At 59.4% G+C, this 19860-nt stretch carries 22 protein-coding genes; 14 read left to right on the forward strand and 8 right to left on the reverse strand.

All coding sequences use genetic code 11. The features are described from left to right. Positions 1–17: 17 nt before the first annotated feature. The 4 genes from DU506_RS00360 to DU506_RS00375 all read right to left on the reverse strand — a co-directional run bounded on the left by DU506_RS00360 (position 18) and on the right by DU506_RS00375 (position 3079). Positions 18–695 carry a hypothetical protein gene (locus DU506_RS00360; protein ID WP_114484970.1) on the reverse strand — a complete coding sequence of 226 codons (678 nt, stop codon included), beginning with the start codon at positions 693–695 and terminating at the stop codon, positions 18–20. Next, entirely contained in the window at positions 664–1209 is a 546-nt protein-coding gene (locus DU506_RS00365) for a hypothetical protein (protein ID WP_114484971.1), read from the reverse strand. Before DU506_RS00365 ends, DU506_RS00360 begins: the two co-directional genes overlap by 32 nt. A 351-nt stretch (positions 1210–1560) precedes the next feature. Next, entirely contained in the window at positions 1561–2718 is a 1158-nt protein-coding gene (locus DU506_RS00370; RefSeq protein WP_114484972.1) for an RNA-guided endonuclease TnpB family protein, read from the reverse strand. Positions 2719–2749: 31 nt separating this feature from the next. After that, a complete protein-coding gene (locus tag DU506_RS00375) occupies positions 2750–3079 on the reverse strand; it encodes a hypothetical protein (protein WP_114484973.1) in 330 nt (109 codons plus the stop codon). Positions 3080–3252: 173 nt separating this feature from the next. On the opposite strand from DU506_RS00375, the gene DU506_RS00380 reads away from it, so the two are divergent. After that, positions 3253–3786, forward strand: coding sequence for a hypothetical protein (locus DU506_RS00380; RefSeq protein ID WP_114484974.1), 534 nt, complete (start codon positions 3253–3255; stop codon positions 3784–3786). A 77-nt stretch (positions 3787–3863) separates the two neighbouring features. On the opposite strand, the gene DU506_RS00385 is transcribed toward DU506_RS00380, so the two are convergent. The 3 genes from DU506_RS00385 to DU506_RS00395 form a co-directional block, all read right to left on the reverse strand. Next, on the reverse strand, positions 3864–6539 hold the full coding sequence (locus DU506_RS00385) for a hypothetical protein (protein ID WP_114484975.1): 2676 nt from the start codon (positions 6537–6539) through the stop codon (positions 3864–3866). A gap of 65 nt (positions 6540–6604) precedes the next feature. Beyond that, complete coding sequence (locus DU506_RS00390; RefSeq protein ID WP_114484976.1) at positions 6605–6955, reverse strand: hypothetical protein; 351 nt, start codon at positions 6953–6955, stop codon at positions 6605–6607. 35 nt (positions 6956–6990) lie between these two features. Beyond that, complete coding sequence (locus DU506_RS00395) at positions 6991–7938, reverse strand: recombination-associated protein RdgC (RefSeq protein ID WP_114484977.1); 948 nt, start codon at positions 7936–7938, stop codon at positions 6991–6993. 147 nt (positions 7939–8085) lie between these two features. On the opposite strand from DU506_RS00395, the gene DU506_RS00400 reads away from it, so the two are divergent. The 12 genes from DU506_RS00400 (at position 8086) to DU506_RS00455 (ending at position 17603) form a co-directional block, all read left to right on the forward strand. Continuing rightward, complete coding sequence (locus tag DU506_RS00400) at positions 8086–8298, forward strand: DUF1289 domain-containing protein (RefSeq protein WP_114484978.1); 213 nt, start codon at positions 8086–8088, stop codon at positions 8296–8298. Between the two features lie 148 nt (positions 8299–8446). After that, positions 8447–8725 (forward strand): hypothetical protein, encoded by a 279-nt coding sequence (locus DU506_RS00405; protein WP_114484979.1) that lies wholly within the window; start codon positions 8447–8449, stop codon positions 8723–8725. 109 nt (positions 8726–8834) lie between these two features. Beyond that, positions 8835–9359 carry a hypothetical protein gene (locus DU506_RS00410; protein WP_114484980.1) on the forward strand — a complete coding sequence of 175 codons (525 nt, stop codon included), beginning with the start codon at positions 8835–8837 and terminating at the stop codon, positions 9357–9359. Positions 9360–9419: 60 nt separating this feature from the next. Beyond that, complete coding sequence (locus DU506_RS00415) at positions 9420–9683, forward strand: hypothetical protein (protein WP_220254260.1); 264 nt, start codon at positions 9420–9422, stop codon at positions 9681–9683. Positions 9684–9840: 157 nt separating this feature from the next. Next, positions 9841–10227, forward strand: coding sequence for a hypothetical protein (locus DU506_RS00420; RefSeq protein WP_114484981.1), 387 nt, complete (start codon positions 9841–9843; stop codon positions 10225–10227). Between the two features lie 3 nt (positions 10228–10230). Then, complete coding sequence (locus DU506_RS00425) at positions 10231–10881, forward strand: hypothetical protein (RefSeq protein ID WP_114484982.1); 651 nt, start codon at positions 10231–10233, stop codon at positions 10879–10881. Between the two features lie 140 nt (positions 10882–11021). Then, positions 11022–11888, forward strand: a complete 867-nt coding sequence (locus DU506_RS00430; protein WP_114484983.1) for a hypothetical protein — start codon at positions 11022–11024, stop codon at positions 11886–11888. Positions 11889–12046: 158 nt separating this feature from the next. Next, entirely contained in the window at positions 12047–12328 is a 282-nt protein-coding gene (locus DU506_RS00435) for a hypothetical protein (RefSeq protein ID WP_114484984.1), read from the forward strand. 167 nt (positions 12329–12495) lie between these two features. Next, positions 12496–13395 carry a hypothetical protein gene (locus DU506_RS00440; RefSeq protein ID WP_114484985.1) on the forward strand — a complete coding sequence of 300 codons (900 nt, stop codon included), beginning with the start codon at positions 12496–12498 and terminating at the stop codon, positions 13393–13395. Between the two features lie 11 nt (positions 13396–13406). After that, a complete protein-coding gene (locus DU506_RS00445; protein ID WP_114484986.1) occupies positions 13407–16511 on the forward strand; it encodes an SNF2-related protein in 3105 nt (1034 codons plus the stop codon). A gap of 12 nt (positions 16512–16523) precedes the next feature. Next, positions 16524–16808, forward strand: coding sequence for a hypothetical protein (locus DU506_RS00450; RefSeq protein ID WP_114484987.1), 285 nt, complete (start codon positions 16524–16526; stop codon positions 16806–16808). Positions 16809–16991: 183 nt separating this feature from the next. Then, complete coding sequence (locus DU506_RS00455) at positions 16992–17603, forward strand: hypothetical protein (RefSeq protein ID WP_114484988.1); 612 nt, start codon at positions 16992–16994, stop codon at positions 17601–17603. A gap of 149 nt (positions 17604–17752) precedes the next feature. Here DU506_RS00455 and DU506_RS00460 read toward each other — a convergent pair whose 3' ends face one another. Further along, entirely contained in the window at positions 17753–18601 is an 849-nt protein-coding gene (locus DU506_RS00460; protein ID WP_147273697.1) for a hypothetical protein, read from the reverse strand. Between the two features lie 346 nt (positions 18602–18947). On the opposite strand from DU506_RS00460, the gene DU506_RS00465 reads away from it, so the two are divergent. Next, positions 18948–19760, forward strand: coding sequence for a hypothetical protein (locus tag DU506_RS00465; protein WP_114484990.1), 813 nt, complete (start codon positions 18948–18950; stop codon positions 19758–19760). The last annotated feature ends 100 nt before the right edge of the window (positions 19761–19860 follow it).

Below are 19860 nucleotides of genomic sequence, written 5' to 3' on the forward strand. Positions count from 1 at the left end.
TTGTTGTAGTGCTCAGGCTATCGAAAAGCCACGTCGCGGAATGTCAGTCGATAGGGCCGATCGTCGTCTTGGGGGACTTCCGCCTCGAGGATCAGCCCCGGAACAGTGGGGTGGAACGCCAGGCGCATGGGGTCTCGATTGTTCGCTTCGCGGGCGATGATCCCGGCGGGTACCAAGCTTTCGCCATGGATCAGTTGTGCGGGAAACTCGTATTGATGGTACGTGATCTGTTTTATCTTGCCTTGGTGGTCGGCATACGCCAGTGAGCAGGGTGACGCCTCGGGGCAGGACTGATTACGGGCATCGCGGGATAGCTGATAGAGCATCATCTGGCGATCCAGAAGGCCGCTGAGATCCGCCTGACTCATGCGGTGCTCTTTCTTAAATCCAAAGGTGCTTTGGGCGCTGACATAGAGCAGGGGCGTGAGGGTGTCGCTCATGTCCAGGAACCGGCTTCTCTCCGTGGCGCTGGCAATCCCGCCCGCCTTGCCTTCCATGCTGCTTTCCACACGGTACTCATTGAACGCCAGCTGGTGCTCGATGGTAGTCACGGGCATGCCTGGCGCATCCAGCCGGTAATGCGCCTTGAAGCCGTTGGCGGGACTGTCGGCCGCCTGCCCACTGTTGGCGGCGGCGGGTGAGGTGGCGAGCAGGGCGGCAAGGCTAGCGGTCGAGACAAGAAATTTCAGGTACATGTAACGGTTCTCCTGAGTCCTCGGCGGACTCGATGACTGGCATGGCGTCTGGCGCTGGGCCATCGGCATAGCGCACGGTCACACCCAGATAGCGATAATGGCGAAAAGGCGGGTTGGGGTTTTCAATCTCAGCAATCGCCTTGTCCAGGACCTGGAAAACCTCATGTGCGCGTTTGACCGGCTCCGGAATATGCGGGTGGCTGATGCCGTGATGGCTGTTTTCCCCATAGCCCAGCAAGGCCTTGGCCTGGACCATCAGGGTATCGAGCGTGGTGCAGGTATCGGGCGTTGCCTGTGGGTTGTGATCGACAAGCGCTCCCGGCGCTTTTTTCGGCGGAAACGACTGCGGTTGCATGTTTGAGGTGGGCAGGTGGCCGAGACGTGCCAGCATCGAGACTTCATCCAACTTTCCCTGACAAAGCGCGGTATATAGGGCCAAGGCTTTAGCGTTCGCCTCGGCCTGCTCAAGAGTGATGGTTAACTGGATGCGTCGGGTTGGGTCTCGGCTTAACATGGCTCAGCTTTCCTGATGAAATAACCCTTATTTTCTCACATCGCCCCCGATTCAGGGGGCGAGGCAATCCCGGTCAGGCGGCTTTGAGCGATTGCGCCGAAGGGCGTAGCTCGGGGTGGTAATGTCGGGCATCCCCATGCAGGCGCACCGCCATGGCGTCCGTATCCACGATGCGGCACAGGCTTTTGCGCGCCAGCGATCGGGCGGCACTGTGCCAGTCAGCAGGGATGGAGATTTGACCTCCTCACCGCCTGAAGGACGGTGATTCCCGGTTGTCGCCTTCCGGGTTCCTGCTTCGCAGCCCGTTGCCCTTGGTGATGGCACCTCGGGTCTTACACAAGCTCCACAGGCTTAACCTCCCGTAAGCCCTACGGTAGTTTTCTCATGCTGGCGGAGCTTGTCAGCACCCGCCAGAATGGCTTTGCCCGATTGCAAAATATTGCGGGCAGCGTTCACATCCCGGTCGATACCTTGAGTGCCACAGCTTGGGCAGTCCCAGGTACGGACGTTGAGCGGCATCTTCTCGGTGATATGGCCACAGTGAAAGCAGCGCTTCGAACTGGGATACCACTTGTCGATCTGGACGAAATCGCGCCCGTACCGCTCGGCCTTGTACGCCAGTTGTTGCGTGAGCTGATGCCAGCCCACGTCGCTGATGGCTTTGGCCAGTGAGCGGTTTTTCAGCAGGTTCTTGATCTGCAAGCTCTCGGCAGCAATGACTTGGTTCTCGTGAATAAGCTGCGTGGAGAGTTTGTGGGTGGCGTCGCGGCGTTGGTCGGCCAGCTTAGCATGCACCTTGGCGACCTGAAGCCGCGCCTTGGCGCGGTTATTCGAGCCTTTCTGTTTGCGTGATAGCTGGCGCTGTGACCGCGCCAGCTTGCGCTCGGTACGACGTAGAAAACGCGGGTTGGGGATTTTGTCGCCGTGACTGGTGATAACGCGGTGGGTTAGCCCCAGGTCGATACCGACCATCTTAGGTGTCACGGGGAGCGGCGTCACCGCTTCTTCCACCAAAAAACTGACGTGGTAACGGCCAGCGGTATCGCAGCTCACCGTGATGCTGCTCGGTGTGCCGGAAAAATGCCGACTCCAGCGGATATTCAGCGGGTCTTTGTGCTTGGCGAGCCACAGCTTGCCATCGCGCCAGCGAAAACCATTGGCCATGTAAGTGGCTGATTGCTTGCGCTGTTTTTTCTTGAAGGTGGGATACCGCGCTTGGCCTTTGAAGAAGTTACTGAACGCTCGATCCAGATGCCGGAGCGATTGTTGCAAACAAACATTGGACACCTCAGCCAGAAATGCTGTGTCCGGCTGTTTCTTGAGGATGGTGAGCGCTTTGGCGGTGGCGTTGTAGCCCATCCGCTCTTGATGCTCGAACCAGGCATCGGTGCGCTGGCGGAGGAAGTGGTTGTAAACGTACCGCACACAGCCAAATGTCCGGGCAAGCTGGTCGGCCTGTTCGGGCGTGGGGTAAAACCGATAACGGTAGGCGCGATGTACGGTGGTCATGGTTAGAATCTAGCGTGGTAATAATAGCAAGTCAACCAAGAGGCGCTACGCGCCACGCGCTATCCTTCCTCGCACTAAAAGTACGAGGTTTGTCGCGCATTTGATCAAGGGTGTCGGCAAGGGCAGGATTGATGCTTTCCCAGTGCTGGGCCTCAAGAATGAGCCCTAGCAATAGCTGGTGTTCGTGCTCGCTCAGCGCCGCCAGCTTGAGTTCCAGGCGTTTGGCGCGACGCAGGGCGTCAGTGGCGCTTGAGGCAGCCATCGGATAGAGGGCGTGTCCCTGTTCCGAGGGTGCCTCAGCGGGGGCGTGGGTGCTCCATTGACGAGTGGTGCGGCTCTTGGCAATGATGAAGGTTGGCATATTGCGCTCCTTATTGGATGACCCGGTTGGGTGCTTGCTAATATACTGGTTGCATACAGTTTATATATGAGTGGTACGGCACACAACCTTTGATTGCATAATTCAGTAAAACCCCACGGCTGGCGCCTATCCAGCGCCAAGGCGTGACACATTATTCTCAAGAGGGACGACATATGAGCAGCGACATTACTATCCAGCCGGTTAAGCAGGGCGACGACACAACCGGCTTTGCGATTGTCCAGAATGGCCACATCCTTCGTGAACTTGCCTTTTCCCTGGACCTCAACGAAATTAATGACATTGCCGTGGAGGTTGCCGGGTGCGAGCTTTCTCTTGAGCAGGGCTTCGAACTCGAGATCATGGTGCACGATGAAACCGTCAGGGTTTCTCATCAGGTGGCGAAGCGTCTTGAGGGCCTTCCGGCAGGGACGGTCGCCGTGTTCGATGAGTGCGGCCTTGTTGGCTGGGTAACGTCCCATCACCCCGGAAAGTTGCTGGTGACGCCGGTGCCTGCCGAGTCGATCGATAGCGCCAGCGATCCGGAGCAACTTGGCGCGATGACGCCGGAAGATTTCGATGGCAATGCCCATGATGTGGTCAATGAGGTACTTGTAGTGTTTCGCGGGTGGCGCGATGCCGAGACCCCCAAGACACACCTTGTGAACCCTGAGCGTATAACCTTCCCGCTGGCATACCCCACTGAGTAGGCCGCCCCTGACGCTGGTTGAGAGGGGCTTTCCCCTCTCAGCCGTTTATCTGTCAGGGACTTCCCGCTAGAGGGTATTCACCCGACGCTGCATGCCAGATAGCGCCGCAGTACCGTGGGGTCGATCGGGGCGTCATCGTAGCGTTTGGTATTGATAGGGCTTGCGTCACCGGCCAAGGTGAATGAGATACCGTTGCGTGATGGGGAGGGCATGTCACCCATGATCGATTGGTACTCATTCATGACCAGGCTATCGATCTCTTCATCCAAGGGGATGTACCCCTGACCAGCGGCGATAATGTACAGGCTATGGCGAAGCTGACCGATGGAGGTAAAGGGCTGCAGGGTCACTTGGCGAACCTCGGTGATTGCCAGGCGCGGCTCGCGCTTTTTCTTGCCTTTGGGCTTTTCCTTGGGCGTGTCCGCCTCGCTTTCGCTGTTATCCGGCGCTATTACGTCACTCATCGAGACCAAGCGGGTAATGGCCTGATTAGCCCGTAGCGTGAAGTCGTCGGACAAGCACGCGAGCATAGCGAAGTAGGTATGCCAAATCCTGGAGGCCTTGTTGCCGGGGAAAGACAGGCAACCGCTTTCCTCGATCCACAGGCCGCATCGCGCTTCCAATTCCAGCGCTGAGATCTGTCTGGGGCGGTACCCAATCAAGTGACAAAAATCCTGCAGGTTTCCGCCCTGGTCGCGCAGCACGCAGAAACGCTGCATCAGGTAGCCTGCATGGCTGGCCTTGAGGAGGCGCGCCTTAATATCCGCCTCGGACAGGGAGAGAAGGGCCGTGTCGCGCTGCACAAGAATACCGGCCACTGCGTCCAACATCGCTCTTCCGGTGAGCATGGGCCTGCCGGCGACCAATGGCGTGCCGACGTCGGCATCAGGCAAGTCGCCGTCCCCGCTGGGCAGGATGCCATAATCGTGATTCTCCCAGCCGGGGGCAGCCTCCACGTCATCAATATCGATTTCGGCTATGTCGTTGCCATCAATTACGAGTTCGGCGGGCGGCGGGGGTAGCGGCTCAGGGGTGTCCTCAATCGCATCCGCTTCGCAGGTGTAAGGGGCAGGGCCCGGCGCCGAGGCGGCATCCGTTGGCGCTGATTCGCGGCGACTTCTAACACAGCTCAGAAGAAGGTCAACTGCGCTGCGTTTTTGGGCCGGCGCCTGATTCACACCGGTATCGGGAGTCACGGTGGCGAGTGGCGTAGCGCTCGGGGGCCTATCGTCTGAACTTGCGGGCTGCTCGGGTGCTGGGCCGTGGAAAGCCGACAGGCGTTCAAGAAATGCCGCATCACCATGCTCGAAGGTATCGAATAGCTCGGCGACCTGCTTGAAGGTGTTGCGGGGCACGCTGTTCTTGGCCTGCAGAATCGATGCGAATAGCTCTTGGGCGCCGGGGCTTGTGATGAGGTCGGCGTGATCGGCGGCGGCAAGACACGTCGGGTCGCCGGAGGTTGCCGCGTTCCGGTAGAGCTCCAGCATGCGCAAAACGGTGTGTTTCGGATCGCCGTCACGAAAGCTTTGCATATGCCAGGAGCCATGATTGACGCTGAACTGCTTGTTAGCCGTGTAGAGCCGATCCTCCAGGGCCGGATAGCGCTTGATCACCTTGAGCCCGTCATAGGTGCTGAACAGGAACAGGCCACCGCTGCTTTGATCATGCTCGGGGTCGCGATGATTGATCGCGTCGATGATCTCACGGTAAAGCCCCAAGCAGACCTGCAGCCGGCCTTCGTTGAGGGCGACATAAGACTCAAATTCATCGACCAGCCACAGAGGGAAGACCTGGCAGCGCCGAATGAAGTTGATGGTGGACAGGATGAACGTCGTGCCTTCCATGACGTTGAACTTCGAGGACACCATGCCCTGATCATGCTTGGCAATGAAGCGATTGATCGGTCCGCAGCGCGAGTTGGAGCTATTTTTGACCCACTGCTGCATGGCTTCGATAAATTCCCGCACCACGCCATCGAGGTCGTCGTCTGGGGCTTCCTGAGTGGCGTCTCTCTTCGTGCGTTTTGATTTCTGGCAAGCCCGCACGAAGGCACGAAAGGCAGGGTGGGCTTCGCTCTTCTTCGTCGTCTCGAGTAAAGAGGTGATAGAGGGCTTGCCAGGCTTGGAGTTGATGTACTCGGCGCAGGCGTGAAACAGAACAGGGGCGAAGAACAGCGCGCCCAGCATATCCTCAGGGCGAAAGATTCTGCTTTGCGGGGCGGTGTAGGTCACCGGGATTGCGCCTTCCTTGCGCGCCAGGTGATGGATCAGCCTCAGCAGGGTGGACTTGCCTTCCCCCATCTCGCCGATGATCAGGCGGGTGATCGCAACGGGTTGCCGGATACGGCTGGCAATCATCTGGGTGGCCGTCTCAAGGCGTGGCGACAGGTGCTGCATGAGCCAGGGATTCGGCTGCCCCTGGCGGATGGCTTCGATATCCAGAAAGGCCTGGCGCGGCGTCCGGTCGGGGCTTTTCTTCTGTAGGGTGCTCTGGGTGATGGTCAGGGCGTCCGCGTCGGCAAGACCCGGGGCATCGAAGGCCGCTGCCAGGGCAACCTTCAACCGCGCAAGGCTGTCCGGGGGGAGGTCGGCAAGGTTGGCGCCAGCCATTTGATCGAGGTAGTCCCAGGCGTCTGGGTTACCAATACCGTTTTCACGATAGCGATTAGCTGCCGCCAGGGAAAAGGTCTCATCGGCAAGCAAGCGCTGGGCCTGCTCCATTCGTTCGGTCTGTGCGAGCTGCAAAAAGTCCATGGAATCTCCCTGATGGCTGGCAGCAATAAAGCAAAGGCCGGCAATCCTTGGATGCCGGCCTGGGGTCATGCCGTCTTGCGGTGGTCGTCTTCGGCGGCGATATCCCCAAAGGGATCGATGGCGGCGTTTTCCACCCAGTGCTTGATGGTCTCGGCGTAGTGGGGTTGCATCAAACCGACGATCAGGCGGGCACGGGTCTGTTGATGTAGCCGAGATACGTCACGCGGCTTCAAGGGCCAGAGGGTGCTGGCGCGGTCGGCATGGCGAAGGATCTGCGCCGTTACCACCGGGCTTTTGCCGCGCTTGTCCAGGCGCAGGAACACATCGTATTCGGCGCCGTGCTTGACAGAAATGATTGGGCTCTCCGGGGTTTCCGGGTAGGAGATGGTGATTCCCGAAATCTTGGCTACGGCCATAAGGGTTCTCTTTTTTCCGTGGTCGTGTATGCGCGTCAGGCAGCGTCGCTTGCGGGTTCAGGCTCGGACTCAGGCTCAAACGCAACCTCGCCGCCCAGGCAATCAATCAGCATGTCGATGGTCTGGGTAAGGGCGCCGGTCATCAGGTGGAAGTCGGTTTCCAGGCGCACCAGGGCATCATCGCCGTCTTCGGTGTGATCGGCTTCTTCGATGAGGGCCTCGGCAAAGCGGATGCCCTTCAACGCGAGGTCGTCGGTAAGCACGCAGCTGGCCTGTTTCTCGATGCTGATGGCGAGTTGGGAGGCCTGGCAGCCATTGGCCAGCATGGTCTGGATCTCTTCACCATCCAGGTCCGCACATCGAGCGGTAAACACGGTATCGGCCTTGTCCTTGAGGGTGGCCTTGTCGCCCATGACGAGCCAGGCGGGGCGAGTAGCGGGATCGGTGAGCCAGGCGGTCATTTTGCCAACCGGCAGTTCCTGGGTTCTCAGCGGAACGACCTTGAGGCTGCCCAGTGTTTCGCGCAAAAGGTCGAGGGCGTCCTCGGCGGTCGTGCGGCTCGAGGCGTCAACACAGATAAGGTCATTGCGGGTATCCCACCACAGGAAGGTGCGCTTGGAGCGGATGAAGGCGCGAGGCATCAGGGCTTCGGTGATTTGCTCCTTGATCGCGGTCTTTTCCTTGCGGGTGACTTTGCGGCCTTCTTTGCTCTCGATCTCGGCCACGGCGTCTTCGACTTCTTCTTTCACCACGGAGGCGGGCAGCATGCGTTCCTGGCTCAAGACGCTCAACAAACGCTGGCCCTGAACCTCATGCACCAGCATGTTGCTGGCGCGACCGGCAGGCGCCGTCCAGGCGTGGCGGCGAGCCTGAGACTCCCCCAGCGGCACTGCGCGGTGCTCACCAAGGGCATTTTCGAGGGCATCCAGCGCAATGGCGGGCTTGTTACGCAGACGATAGAGAAGTGCGTTCTTGAAAAACATGGGGCGCTCCTGGGCTGACGGGTGACTTTTCACCTTCAATTTCTTATGACCATGATACCCTGAAAAAGATGTTATAGGGTGGATACCAGAACCTGCAAAAGGGCTGGGCCACGTCAATCAACCCCCAAGCAACGGTAGGTATTTCCCATGGTGAACTGGCCCGACCCCTCGCTGCCCCCGATCAACCTTAATAACGTCTGGCACTTGGAGGGCTCGCCTTGTGTGGGCCGGTGCGAGTTGCAAGAGGGCGTCTGCCAGGGGTGCAAGCGCACCCAAGACGAAATCCAGGACTGGTCCCTGATGGACAGGCGCGAGCGGGAAGCGGTGAAGCGCCGGATCAGGCTGGCACCGGACGAATGAGCGTGGCGGGGGATAGCGAGCAGGGCACCAGGCAGTCACAGCTATTTTCCTTATATGGGTTGCATTAATCCCATATATGGGTTAAAGTGTACTCATTGAAGCGGCAACCGCTGCTTCGTACTGGCAACCGCCACAGGAGATCCTTTCTATGCACTGCTTCGGCCAACTGATTTACGAATCCGGCAGCTACGCCGCCCCCCTGCCCGATGACTTCCAGGAATGGGAGTCGGTCACCGACGCCACCAATAGCCTCGCGGGCACCTGGAACGACATGGACGTTGATCCCGCAGAAGGGCAGGGCGTGACACTTCTGCTCTGGTTGGGCAAGCCCGACCCCGAAGCGCCGTTCCCCTGCGACGGTGCCAACTTCCCCCACGACCGCACCTACCAGCTTGGCCCCCGCTGCGGCGTCCAGCGCCTTGAATAGCGCCAGCTGCCTATTTAGTTAGTGGTTTGAGTTTCATCCCCCGAATATCGAAAGGTTGGCTGGCCGGGACGTACCGGCCGGCACAATCAGAAGACAGAAGGAAAAGATCATGATCAATGCCGAACAGAACGCCATCGCCACCCTGCGTGCCTTGGGCCAGAAGATGCTCGCAGAGGCAGAAATAAGAAGGGCTGAGCCGGTTTATCAGCTGCGTGAAACGATGGTTCAGGAATCTGCCAGCAGCACGAACTACGGGGGATACGACAAGATAGTGTGGGTCAATCAGGGAAGCGGCGATGACGCCTTTGCTGAGGAGGTGGCGCTGTTGCCCCAAGACCCAGAGCCCGAGGACTCAGACGTGCTGTACTATTTTCAGGAGGACGATGATTTCGCCACTTCCACCGAGCCGACAGAGTTTGATAGTGAAGGTGCCGTGTTTCGCGCCGTCCCGATCAACGTCTTCCACTACTGGCGGACAGTCCAGAACTTCTTCACTCGGGACGCGGCCAACGCCTACCTCGAAACCCATGGCCACGCGCTCAACGAGCCGGAGATAGTCGTGACAAGCGGCAGTGGCCATCCCGAATGGTGCGCCCTGCGTAAGGCGGCCCTGGACCTCGCGCAAGCCGACTAACTCACCCTCACCCAAAGGGAGGCTCCTTTCCTGAGCCTCCCTCAGATGGAGATAACCAACATGGCAATGCCCCAAACGCGTATCACCGGCGGCCCCGATACAACCCCGACCCACGCACCCAACGCAGGGGCGCTAGCGCGTCTCGATGCACTTTGGCGTGAGCTTGGCGATGTGCCGACGCGTGAAGACCAGGAGGGCGCGCTGGTGCTTGATGCGGGCTTCCAGTTGTTCGATCCCGGCACACCGGTCGAAGATATCTGGCACTGGTTCGAGGCGCAGCACGCCGGATTCAAGGTTGCCGAGAAGCTGGGTTGTGCTGAGTGAGCCGCTGGGTGGAAAGCTTTTCAGGTGGCATTATATATGGGTTGCGTATTACCTATATATAAATTAATATTACCGGACCGGCTGGCAAAGAGAGCGCCAGCCGCCCATGCCAGAAACGCCTATTTTGCATTCATGAAGTTGTAGGAGGACACCCCCAATGCTACCCCATGATGACCTGCTGTTTGCCCGTTACCAGGGCTTCTTCGAGCGTATGACCGTGGGCAGTGCCGCCGGTCGCACCCATGAAACCAGCGACGACTGGAATGAGGCCTATGACGCAGGCATGAATGATGCGGAAGTCTTTAATGCGTGGACCTCCTGCCACCAGCAAGCGGCGTTGCAAGAGGGCTGGGGGATGTTCACCACCGATGGCGCCGTGGCCGAGCCATGGAAAAATGACCTTCTGTTGATCAACCGTGTGGACGAGCGCGAGGTGTTCGCCACTGACCAGCAGGCCATGATGCACGTCATCAAGATGGCCACGGCCGGCAGTGAGTTGCACCAGCGGGCCTTGCGGTTTCACATGACTATTGCGGAGGACTGAGCCATGGGCTGGCTAATTTCCAATGATCCGAACTTTGGCCGCAAGGAGCAGGTGGCCGAGATTCTCAACAGCTACAAGCACAACCGGTATCCCTACTCGACGCTGGTGGATCACAGCCAGCGGGGCAATACCCTCTACATGGTGCTGCACAACCCTACGCGTCGGCCTGCCAATGGCGTCGAGATAGACCGTAGGGATCAAGCGATAGACCTCTCTGCGCTGTCCTTCGATCTTTGCGGCAACTACCGCTTCATCGCGGTCTATCTGCTCAGCGGCCCCAAGCGAGGCGAGGAAGGTGGCTGGGGCTACAAGTCGATGGACGAGTCGGCAGGGCCGGGGGTGAATGACTGCCCCGAGCGCTTGCTCAAGCAATCCCAGATGGATGACCGTTACGACTGGCGCAAGGGCTGCCGCGAGGTTCGGCGGTTGGCCAAGGTGCGCCGCGAGTGGGCCAAGGGGCTCAAGGCGGGTGATACCGTGCTGTATCCCGCCGGTTTGGAGATTGTCGATGGCAAGTATGTGTCCAAGATGCGACGTATTACGTTCCTGCGCGACTATAGCAAGACCTACTTTGTCGGCCAGGGTGAGAAGGGGGTACTCCGATTCCGTTGGGATCGCGTGGAGTTTCCGGAAGCAGTCAGGGCGGCCGCCTAGTGACCCGGGCCGGTGGATAGCGCGAGAAAAACAGCGGGTATCGGCCCAATTGCTAATATATTGGTTGCGTTGTACCTATATATTAAATACACTATGATCATTACCGCAGCAGCCGCTGCAGCACCCAGGAGGCAACCGCCATGAGTATTGATTTTAGTGCCGACACGATCAAAACCGACCTCAAAGATCGCATGTACCAATTCCTGCTTGCGCGGGAAAGCCATCGCCAGGCGTGCGCTGTCTATGAATCCCTTGGCCTACGTCGCCAGGGAGATGCGCCCAGCCTGTTCTGCTACGGCTTTGCCAACGACTTCGAGGCCGTGGTGAATGCCTATTTCGCGGATCTTTGCGCCAAGCTCACCGCCGAGCACGCAGCGGGCACCCCGGCTGAGGTGAGTCTTTGCAGCGATGATTACCTGCCGGATCGTGATGCGTTGGCCGCACGTTTTGAATCCTTGGCAACGGCCGTGCCACCGGCACAGGTGACCGCCTTTCTAAATGAGTTGGACGGCCTGAGCTACGCGACGATCCAGGCGGATATCGAAAAGCAGCTGGCGCAACTTGTGGATGTGGGCCTTGGCAAGATGGCAAACCGGATCAGCAGCGAATTGGGTTTCTGGGGGTATGGCGACAAGGGTTACAAGTCCGGGCGCTTCGTGACCTCGATTTCCCATCCCGACTACTTCGATCACGGGTCTGTACGGTCGCTGACAGGGGCCGATGAAGCCTTGGGCAAGGTCGCCGAGGCGAGCGGTATGCGCTTCGGGCAAGCTATCGACACCCTTGCGCGAGCACTTTTCGAACGACGCTATGGGGAATCCATTGCTACGCGGACGGTCTTCGGCAAGGGGCAGCCCCTTGAAATCTGTTGCTTCAAGAGCAAGATCGAGCTTCGCTGGTCACGGGAGGCATTCGAAGCGGTGCAGGCCTTTGTGACGCTCCACGGCGGGGAGAGAGAAGTGGATGCCGTCATGCAGGTGGCGGAACTGGACAAGGCGGCCGCCTAGTGACCCGGGCCGTTGGATAGCGCGAGAAACAGCATCTATCGGCCCAACTGCTCATATATTGGTTGCGTCATACCCATATATGAAATACACTATGATCATTACCACAGCAGCCGCAGCAGCACCCAGCCCGCAACGACACATCAGCCAAGGAGACCAGCATGACACTGACCGATCAACAAAAGGCCGAGCTTCGCCTGACCACCGACTATGAATGGCTTCGCGGTCTAGTCGAAGACCACCTCAACGGCATGGACGAAACCATGGCGAACTACGCCGGGGTGGAGGAGCTTCGGGCCGAGCTTTCGGAGGCCTTTCACTATGAGGCGGCAGACGAGGACACCAACATCGACAATCATCTTGCCGATAACGACGCGGCATTGCAGCTGATCTGGGAAGACCTTTCCGATGAGTTGCCGGAATCAAGCCTCACCCTGAATTGACCCAGGCGCCAAGCGCAATACGCAGACCCGGGGGAGAAATCCTTCCGGGTTTTTTTGTGTGTGGGGGGCTGTTTTATCTGCTATATACTAGTTGACATAAACCCATATATAAAATAAGCTGGCCTTACTGCTACCGCAGACACCACAGCCATTTAGGAGCAACCGCCATGATCACAGCTGACAGCCTCAAAATCGGCATTCGCCAGCGTATTCGGGATTACATTGCCGCCCGCGACCAGTACGCGCAAAGCGTGAAAACCTTGTGCGGCCTTGGCCTGGACAGATCCGGTCGAGATCGCTTTAACCTCTTTGCCGGTGAAGACGTTTTCCAGATTGTTGCCTGCTACATGGATGAGCTTTGTCAGATGCTGAACGCCGAGTTTGCCAAGGGCACCCCGGCCCGCATCGAAACTGCGCTGTTGCTGGGTAACGCCCTGCGCGGGCGGGAAGCGCTGCATCAAGGCGCGTGGGCGGCGGACTTTCTGAACCCGTCAAAGCCGTTTGATCCGCTCAAACAACAGGCTTACGCCGATACCATCCTGGCGTATGTCGAGCGCATCGACTTTGAGGCCATCGCGGCAGGCATCAACGCACAGTTGCCGGCCCTTGAAGGGAAAGGCTTGGCCCAGATTGCGCGTGAACTGTCGCTAAGCTTCCGTTTTAGAGCGATGGCAATGGGCAGCTACCAAACGCCGCTGGTGCAGTTCAAGGCGGGACGGGTGATTACCAAGGGCGGCACCTTTTCCGGGGGCCAGGACAACTGGGAGCAATTCGAGACGCTACGCGCCGGGATCGAACGGGTGGCCAAGGATGGTGATATTGCGTTGGGCAGTGGTCTTGGCGACCTGAGTTCCGCCATTGAAGACCTGTCTTGGGGTGATGCCATCGCCTCGCGGAGTACCTTCGGCAAGCGTGACGCACTGGAAATCCGCTGCTTCAAGGACAAGTTCGAGTATCACTGGTCGCGTGATGCCTTCGATGCCTTGCAGGCATTCATCTGCCTGCACGGAGAGCCAGAGGTGGCGGATGTGATGATGAGCGTCGCCGCACTCGACACCGCCGCCTGAGAGAGGGAATCATGAGCCATTGGACCGCACTCGACCGCATCGCCTCTCGCGGCAGTCAAGCGCAGAAAGCCGGGAGCCTTGCGGGGCTCCACGCCAAGCGCCAAGAAGTCCTGAGCCAGTATTTCACGCCGGAGTGGGTGGTGGGCTTCGCTTGGCAGGCCATCGCGCCAGCCTTTGCCGCAGGCCAGCGCTATCGGCTACTGGATAACAGCGTCGGGGCGGGCTCATGGTTCCGCTTTGCAGACCCGGCCCGGCACAGCCTGCATGGCCTGGATATCGATGGCGAGGTGGTGGCGCGGGTAACCGATGTGCTCGACGCCTCGGGCTTTACCGTGGATATCCAGGCGGTGGGCATGGAGACCGCCAAGCTGGGGCGCTACAGCGCGGCGCTGATAAACCCACCGTTCTCCATCACCCTATCCAGTCCACACCTGACGCCCCGCAAGGGCATTACCCATTACGGACGCCATGGGCCGGACAGTTCGGCATTGTCCCATGAGTACGCCCTGGCCCAGGCGCTGGATCACGCCGATATCGTTTGCGCGGTCCTCCCGCGCACGACCACTCAACGCCTGGAGGCTGGCGCCTTCGGGGATAGCCTCCATCGCTTGCGGGCGGTGTACGCACTACCGGTCACCACCTTCCAGGCGGAAAACGTGGCCTCGGTGAGCACGGATCTTCTGATCTTCGGGGGAAGCGCCCATCAGGGGGAGGTCATCCACGCGCCGATCACCGAGGCCAGCCGGGCGCATCCCCTTGAGGGGCTATGCTGCGCCAGCGAAGCCGACTTGGGGGATCAACTCCAGCCGATCGGGGAGGTCGGGGTGAATGACGCCGAGGCGGTGGTGACCCTGCCGGCCACCGGTGACCGCCGCGTGACCCTGACTCGAGCAGGGCGCCAGATTGCCTTGCGCTTTCGGGATGGGGCAACGCAGGTGCGGGTATATAACGCCCTCTACCAAAGCCGCCTGCATTCGACCCATTTGCATCGTTACCCGGCGACCACCCGCTATGCAGGCCAGATGAAATTGAGTCTTGATGTGCTGGCGCTGCAACCCGATCCCGAGGCCGCCCTTGAGCAGGTGGCCCAGATAGTGCAGGAAGCCGGCGGGCAGCCGGTAATCACCGATCAGTTGCGCTACGGGCTTCGCGCCCTGGTGCGCGAGCATCACAAGATGAGCGTGCCCTATGGCCGGGTGGTCTACCGCAAGGGAACGCCGAGTTTCACCGCGACCGCCCGCAAGATGGCCATGCTCAACCGGCGCCAGCGTGGGGCGGTGGTTGCCATGGGGGAGGTGGTCAAGGGTGAGCGCACCAGTGCGGGCTTTGCGATCAGCACTTCACGCGGCACCTTCGACTGTGACCACGATCATTTCTTCACGGTATTCGACATGCAGGGCGAGGCGGCCAATGCCGACTACTGGGAAGCCGTGCATCCCCCTATCCGCGAGACGTTCCCCCAGGCCATCGCTCAACTTGAGCGCAAGGCGCTGGCGCTGGGCCTCGACAAGTGGCTTAGCTGGGATTTCCAGCTTGAAGACCTGTGCGAGCTTGCCTTTCGGCCTCGCGGGGGCGTTTGCGGCTGGCAGATGGCCTTGGGCAAGACCCGGCTGGCGCTGGCGCTGGCCATCCTCCAGCAGGGGCATTCACTTATCGTGGTGAAGTCGCGCCTGGTCGATGAGTTCTGCCGAGAGCTACAAACGCTCGGGGTCGATGAGCGCCAGTATCAGCTGATTAGCGGTGCCTCCGATACCCATGACCTGCGCAAGATCAACATCATCAGTTATGACCGCTTGAAGCGCCCCTTGGACACACGCTTTCCCCGGCTCACCCTCGCACGGCGTCTGAAAGGTCGCATAGCCACCGTGATCTGCGATGAGGGCGGGGTACTTTCCAATCCGGATTCTCAGCAGAGCCGCGCCTTGTGGCAGCTGGGCGGCAAGCGCTGTTACGCCTTCGATGGCACGCCAATGGCCAACTACCCGCGTGAAATGCTGCCGCTGGCCAGCTGGGCGATCGGCGAGGCGCGCAGCTACCAGCCCTATTCGATTTCTGGCGGGCATATCCAGGCGTCCTTGATGCAGAGCGCCAGCCAGCAACGCACCGGCCGCCAGGCGTTCATGGATGACTTCGTATGCATCGATTGGGCAACCAATGAGTTCCTGGATACGGGCAAGGGCGCCAAGCGCGAGATCCCCCGGATTCGTGCCGGGGGCATGGCGGCCTTTCGCCGCTGGATTGGCCCCTTGATCAAGCGTCGGGTTCAGCAGGAACCGGCGGTGACCAAGCATGTGCGTTTTCCGGTACCCACCCTGCATCCGCCGATAACCGTGGATTGGGACTTTGATCACCTGGTGCTCTACGTCCAGGCGGTGGAGGAGTTCGCCGACTGGTACCGGCGTTATGCGGAAGACCGTGCGGAGAACCAGAAGGCGCTTAACCTGACGGTGATTCTCGCCCGGCTGGAGGCTTGCTTTAAGGCGACCAACGCCCCGCACACCGTCTCGGGCTTTGCCAAGCCGTACCTGCCGTTGACCAGCAAGCAGCGCCGCTGCCTCGACCTGATCGAGGACGAGATAGCCCTTGGCCGTCGCCCGATTGTGTTTGCCCGCAACCCTTCCACGTTGCGCCGGCTCGCCGCAGCGCTGGACGAACGCGGCATTACCCACATGGTGTTCACCGGGGAACAGACGATCACCGAGCGCACCCGGCGCCTCAATGCGGATATCCGCGAAGGGAACAAGCAGGTGATGCTGGCCAGCATCGGGGTTACCCAGGACGGGCTTAACCTGCCGGAACTGAATACCTTCATTTTCTATAACCGTAGCTTCAAGTCACGAGAGGAGTTTCAGGCGATTTATCGCCTCATTCGCTCGACCCAGACGCGGGATGTTTACGGCTACTTCCTGCATATGGCCGGCAGCATCGATGAGTACATGGGGCAAATGATCGAATGGAAGGCGCTGGCCAGCGAGGCGGGGCTGGATTACGGGGAGTCGGACAAGGCAGACAGTGATTTCGTCCACTTCGATACCTTTTTCCATCGGTTCATCGCCTCGCTGCCCGAGCTTCGGGCGCGCATCGATGCCTATGCCGGCCAGCGCCTGTCGGCCTAACAGGAGTGAATCATGAGCAACCCGCGCACCATCAAAAGCCTTGCCGTGGATGACACTACCTTGATCCTGCGCATCAAGGGCTCCACGCGCCCAATCATGGCCCGCATTCTGGATATTACCCGTGATGCCCAGGGCCGCCCGCTGTACTTGTGCCTGGATCGGCTGGTGCATCGTGCCAATGAGCAGGATACCGATATGAAGGTCGATATACCTGAATCTCCGCTTTGTCGAGTGAGCGTCCAGGGGTGTTACGCCACTGAAATGGTGCTGGAGTACGCGCCGGCTCATGTCGCCTAGCGATGCCAGCGCGGGCTCGAGGTGACTAGAAGTAATCAGTCGGATTTACCTGCATAGCTAATTATTAAGGGTTAGCGGGCTGTTATCATGGCGTGATTAAACCGGGCTGATTCATTCGTGAGTGAATTGGCCATCAAAAACGATAAATGGGCCGGCTAGGCAAATACCTAAGGCGAGGGACGCATGGATACCAAAGACTTTCAGGGCGAATACATGGACGGGTTGATCGACTCCATGCGGCGCGAAGGCAAGATGGACGATGGTCAGTTCTTTGAGCTGGCGCTGGATAATCTCAGAAGCGACCATCGTGATGAAAACCTCTGGGCGGCCTGTCTGGCGCATTGCGAGTTCAACACAAAGCCCGCCCAGGCCATGTACGTGCGCAAGATGGCAAGAGCCTTGGAAGAGCGGCATGCCTTGCGGGCAGCCGAAAGGCAGCGGCAGGAAGAGCAGAATTACCGCCAGCAACAGCAACAGGAAAGAGAGGCGGAAATACTGCGCGAAGTGGAACAAGAATGGGGGGTAGAGCGCGAACAGCGCCGCCAGGAGGCCAAGCGAGAAGCCGAGAGCCAGCATCAAGAGCAGATGGATGCCTGGCTGGAAGGTAGGGCTGAGCATCCAAACCGGCTTAGTAGAGTGAAATGGGCAATCTGGGGCGGCGTCGTCATGGCGGTATTGTTGTTCAGCGGGCCTGGCCCCTGGGTGGGGTTTTGTATTGGGGCGGTGTGTGGGTGGTTGCTCGCCCACTTGCTTAACAGTGCGGTGGAAGGGAACCACGTTGAACGCAAGCGTTGAGTCGACGCCGACCAGTCACGCGAGGTTTTCACGGGCTCGAATCTCCATGGAGATTTTGGCGTTCGGGTATTTCTCGGTCCAGGGGAAAATCTCCATGGAGATTTTTACTACCGGTATGAGAGGACGGCTGTCGTTCAAAATGGATTGACTCAATGGGGCTGGCGCCTCTCCTGAAGCTGGGCATCACGCAAGGCAAGCCAGTCGTGGGTGGTGACCCAGTGATAAAGGGTAGCTTCCGGCCGGGGGTCGTCGCCCCGCGCCAGGTGGTCACGCCAGGCGGTCAGGGCGGGAACCGTCCAATGGGTGGTGTCGCCGCGTAGTGTCAGCCCCCGATTGCGGGTATCGATCAGCAGGTTCAGGGCGTCCAGGCGGTGATGCTGCCAAAGTGACGTCAGGGCGTAGGCGTCGGCAAACAACTCCACAGGATAGCGGTCATCAGTGGCCACCCCGAGCGATTGGGGCGGGCGCTGCCCCTGTGCATTAGCCAGGGCGTCGTACAGGCAGTGGCCGTACTCATGCCAGGCGACTAGCTTCTCTGAATGGTTGATCGCCTGGGAGGCTGGCGCCTCGAGCAACCTGTCCAGGGTATCCATTACCGCGCTTTCGAGCAGACAAACCGCATGGCCATTGACCCGCAACGTCACCGCAATGCCTTCCTGGCCGCCGCCGGCGACATAACCGTGGTAGGCACCCAGCAGGGGTGACTGCCAGTCTCGTTCCCGGTCACGCATGGCCGCGTCACTCAGCCCGAAAGCGCGAGCGTTCCACCAGGTCGCCGGGGCGTCATCCCGGGTGACAAAGATAGCAGGGAGCTTCCAGCGTGATGTTTTCGGGGCAGGGGAGGCTTGCATGTAGCGCTCGATCGGGGCGAGCCGTACCTCGGGATGGAGGTTGAGGATGGGGCGGGTGGCATGCTCCCCACGGTAGGGGGATTCCCCGGCGAGGGCCGCAGAGCAGACCGACGACAGGAGTAAAAACGGGAGCAGGCACTTGTACATGGTTTTTATTAGCCGATGGTGATCGTTATGTATGGCTGTATTGTACCTGCCAAGGGCGCAGTCGAGGGAAACAGTCTGTGCAAGCGCACCGTTGCGCGGGTGCTCCCGGCGGGGCATAATCGAAAGATCAGGTGGCTCTGTACTGTCGTTGAGTGCAACCGGTCGTCTGATGTGTCGCTGAACCAGCGGCGCGCGCTGCCCCCGCGATTTATTCGCGAGCGCAATCAGATCACGCCTTTAAATGCTCGCGGTTGCTAGCATGAATGCGGTAGATGGACGGAAAGGGGCAGACGACCAAGGCTTGAATACCGCACACACTTCATGTGAGTAAACGGAGAGCTATTTGATGCATCCAACCTCGATTAATATTTCCGGCATTAGCGAAAAGCGCTTTGAGCAGAACCTGCTCGCAGCCGTCGCGGCTGTGACTGGCGCCGAAATTAAGAAACGCAGCAAGATTAATCAGCTGAAGACCATTGCGGTATTCGGGGATACCGCCCCGGGCCACAATGAGCACACTTTACGCCAGCATTTTACCGAAGTTGACCCTGCCAACGATCATGCGGGCGAACGGGGCCGCCAGGCGGTGAGCGCCTTGTCTTCCTTGCACCCGGAGTTCGATCGGGAAGTGAGCCTGCTGTGCGCCCTTTTCCCTGAGCTTGATCGCGAATTGCTACGTCCACGTGAGCTTTTTGCGGCGATGAAGTTTGGGGCGCTGGATGAAGGGGTTGGGCTGTTGGCGCTGTCGCTTTGGATTCTCGATGATGCGGGTTATAGCGACGTTGATACGATCCGACTCAACCAGCACTTCACGAGCCCACTCTCAGCATGGATCGGTTCGCTCAAGCTCAAGGATCGCAGCGGTGAGATGATCTCCGGCGTGCATTGGAATGAGCGTCTGCAGTGGGCGGCAGGACAAGGCCCACTGGAACAAGCCGTGGTGTTTGCAGCGTTTGAACTAGAAGTGTTGGCGAGCTTCGAGCCCGGGGGTTCACCGCAGCTTCGTCAGAGCGATCTGTCGGTCATTGCTGAATTGACCGCAGTGCCGCTGGCGTGGCGTCGCCGGGTCATGGGCGCGGTTCAGCGGTCGATCGATGGCGCGGCTTCCGCGCACAACACCATCAGGACCCTTATCGAAAGCGACGATACCTTTCTCTAGCTGGGGGTGGTCCGGGTCACAGCACCTATTTTCACGCTGGCGCAAATGATGGATAGCAATAGGGTCGCTTTGAACCCTCCGACGATTCATTCAAAGAATC

The sequence above is a fragment of the Vreelandella rituensis genome, from assembly GCF_003336665.1.
In the GTDB taxonomy this organism is placed as follows: Bacteria; Pseudomonadota; Gammaproteobacteria; order Pseudomonadales; family Halomonadaceae; genus Vreelandella; species Vreelandella rituensis.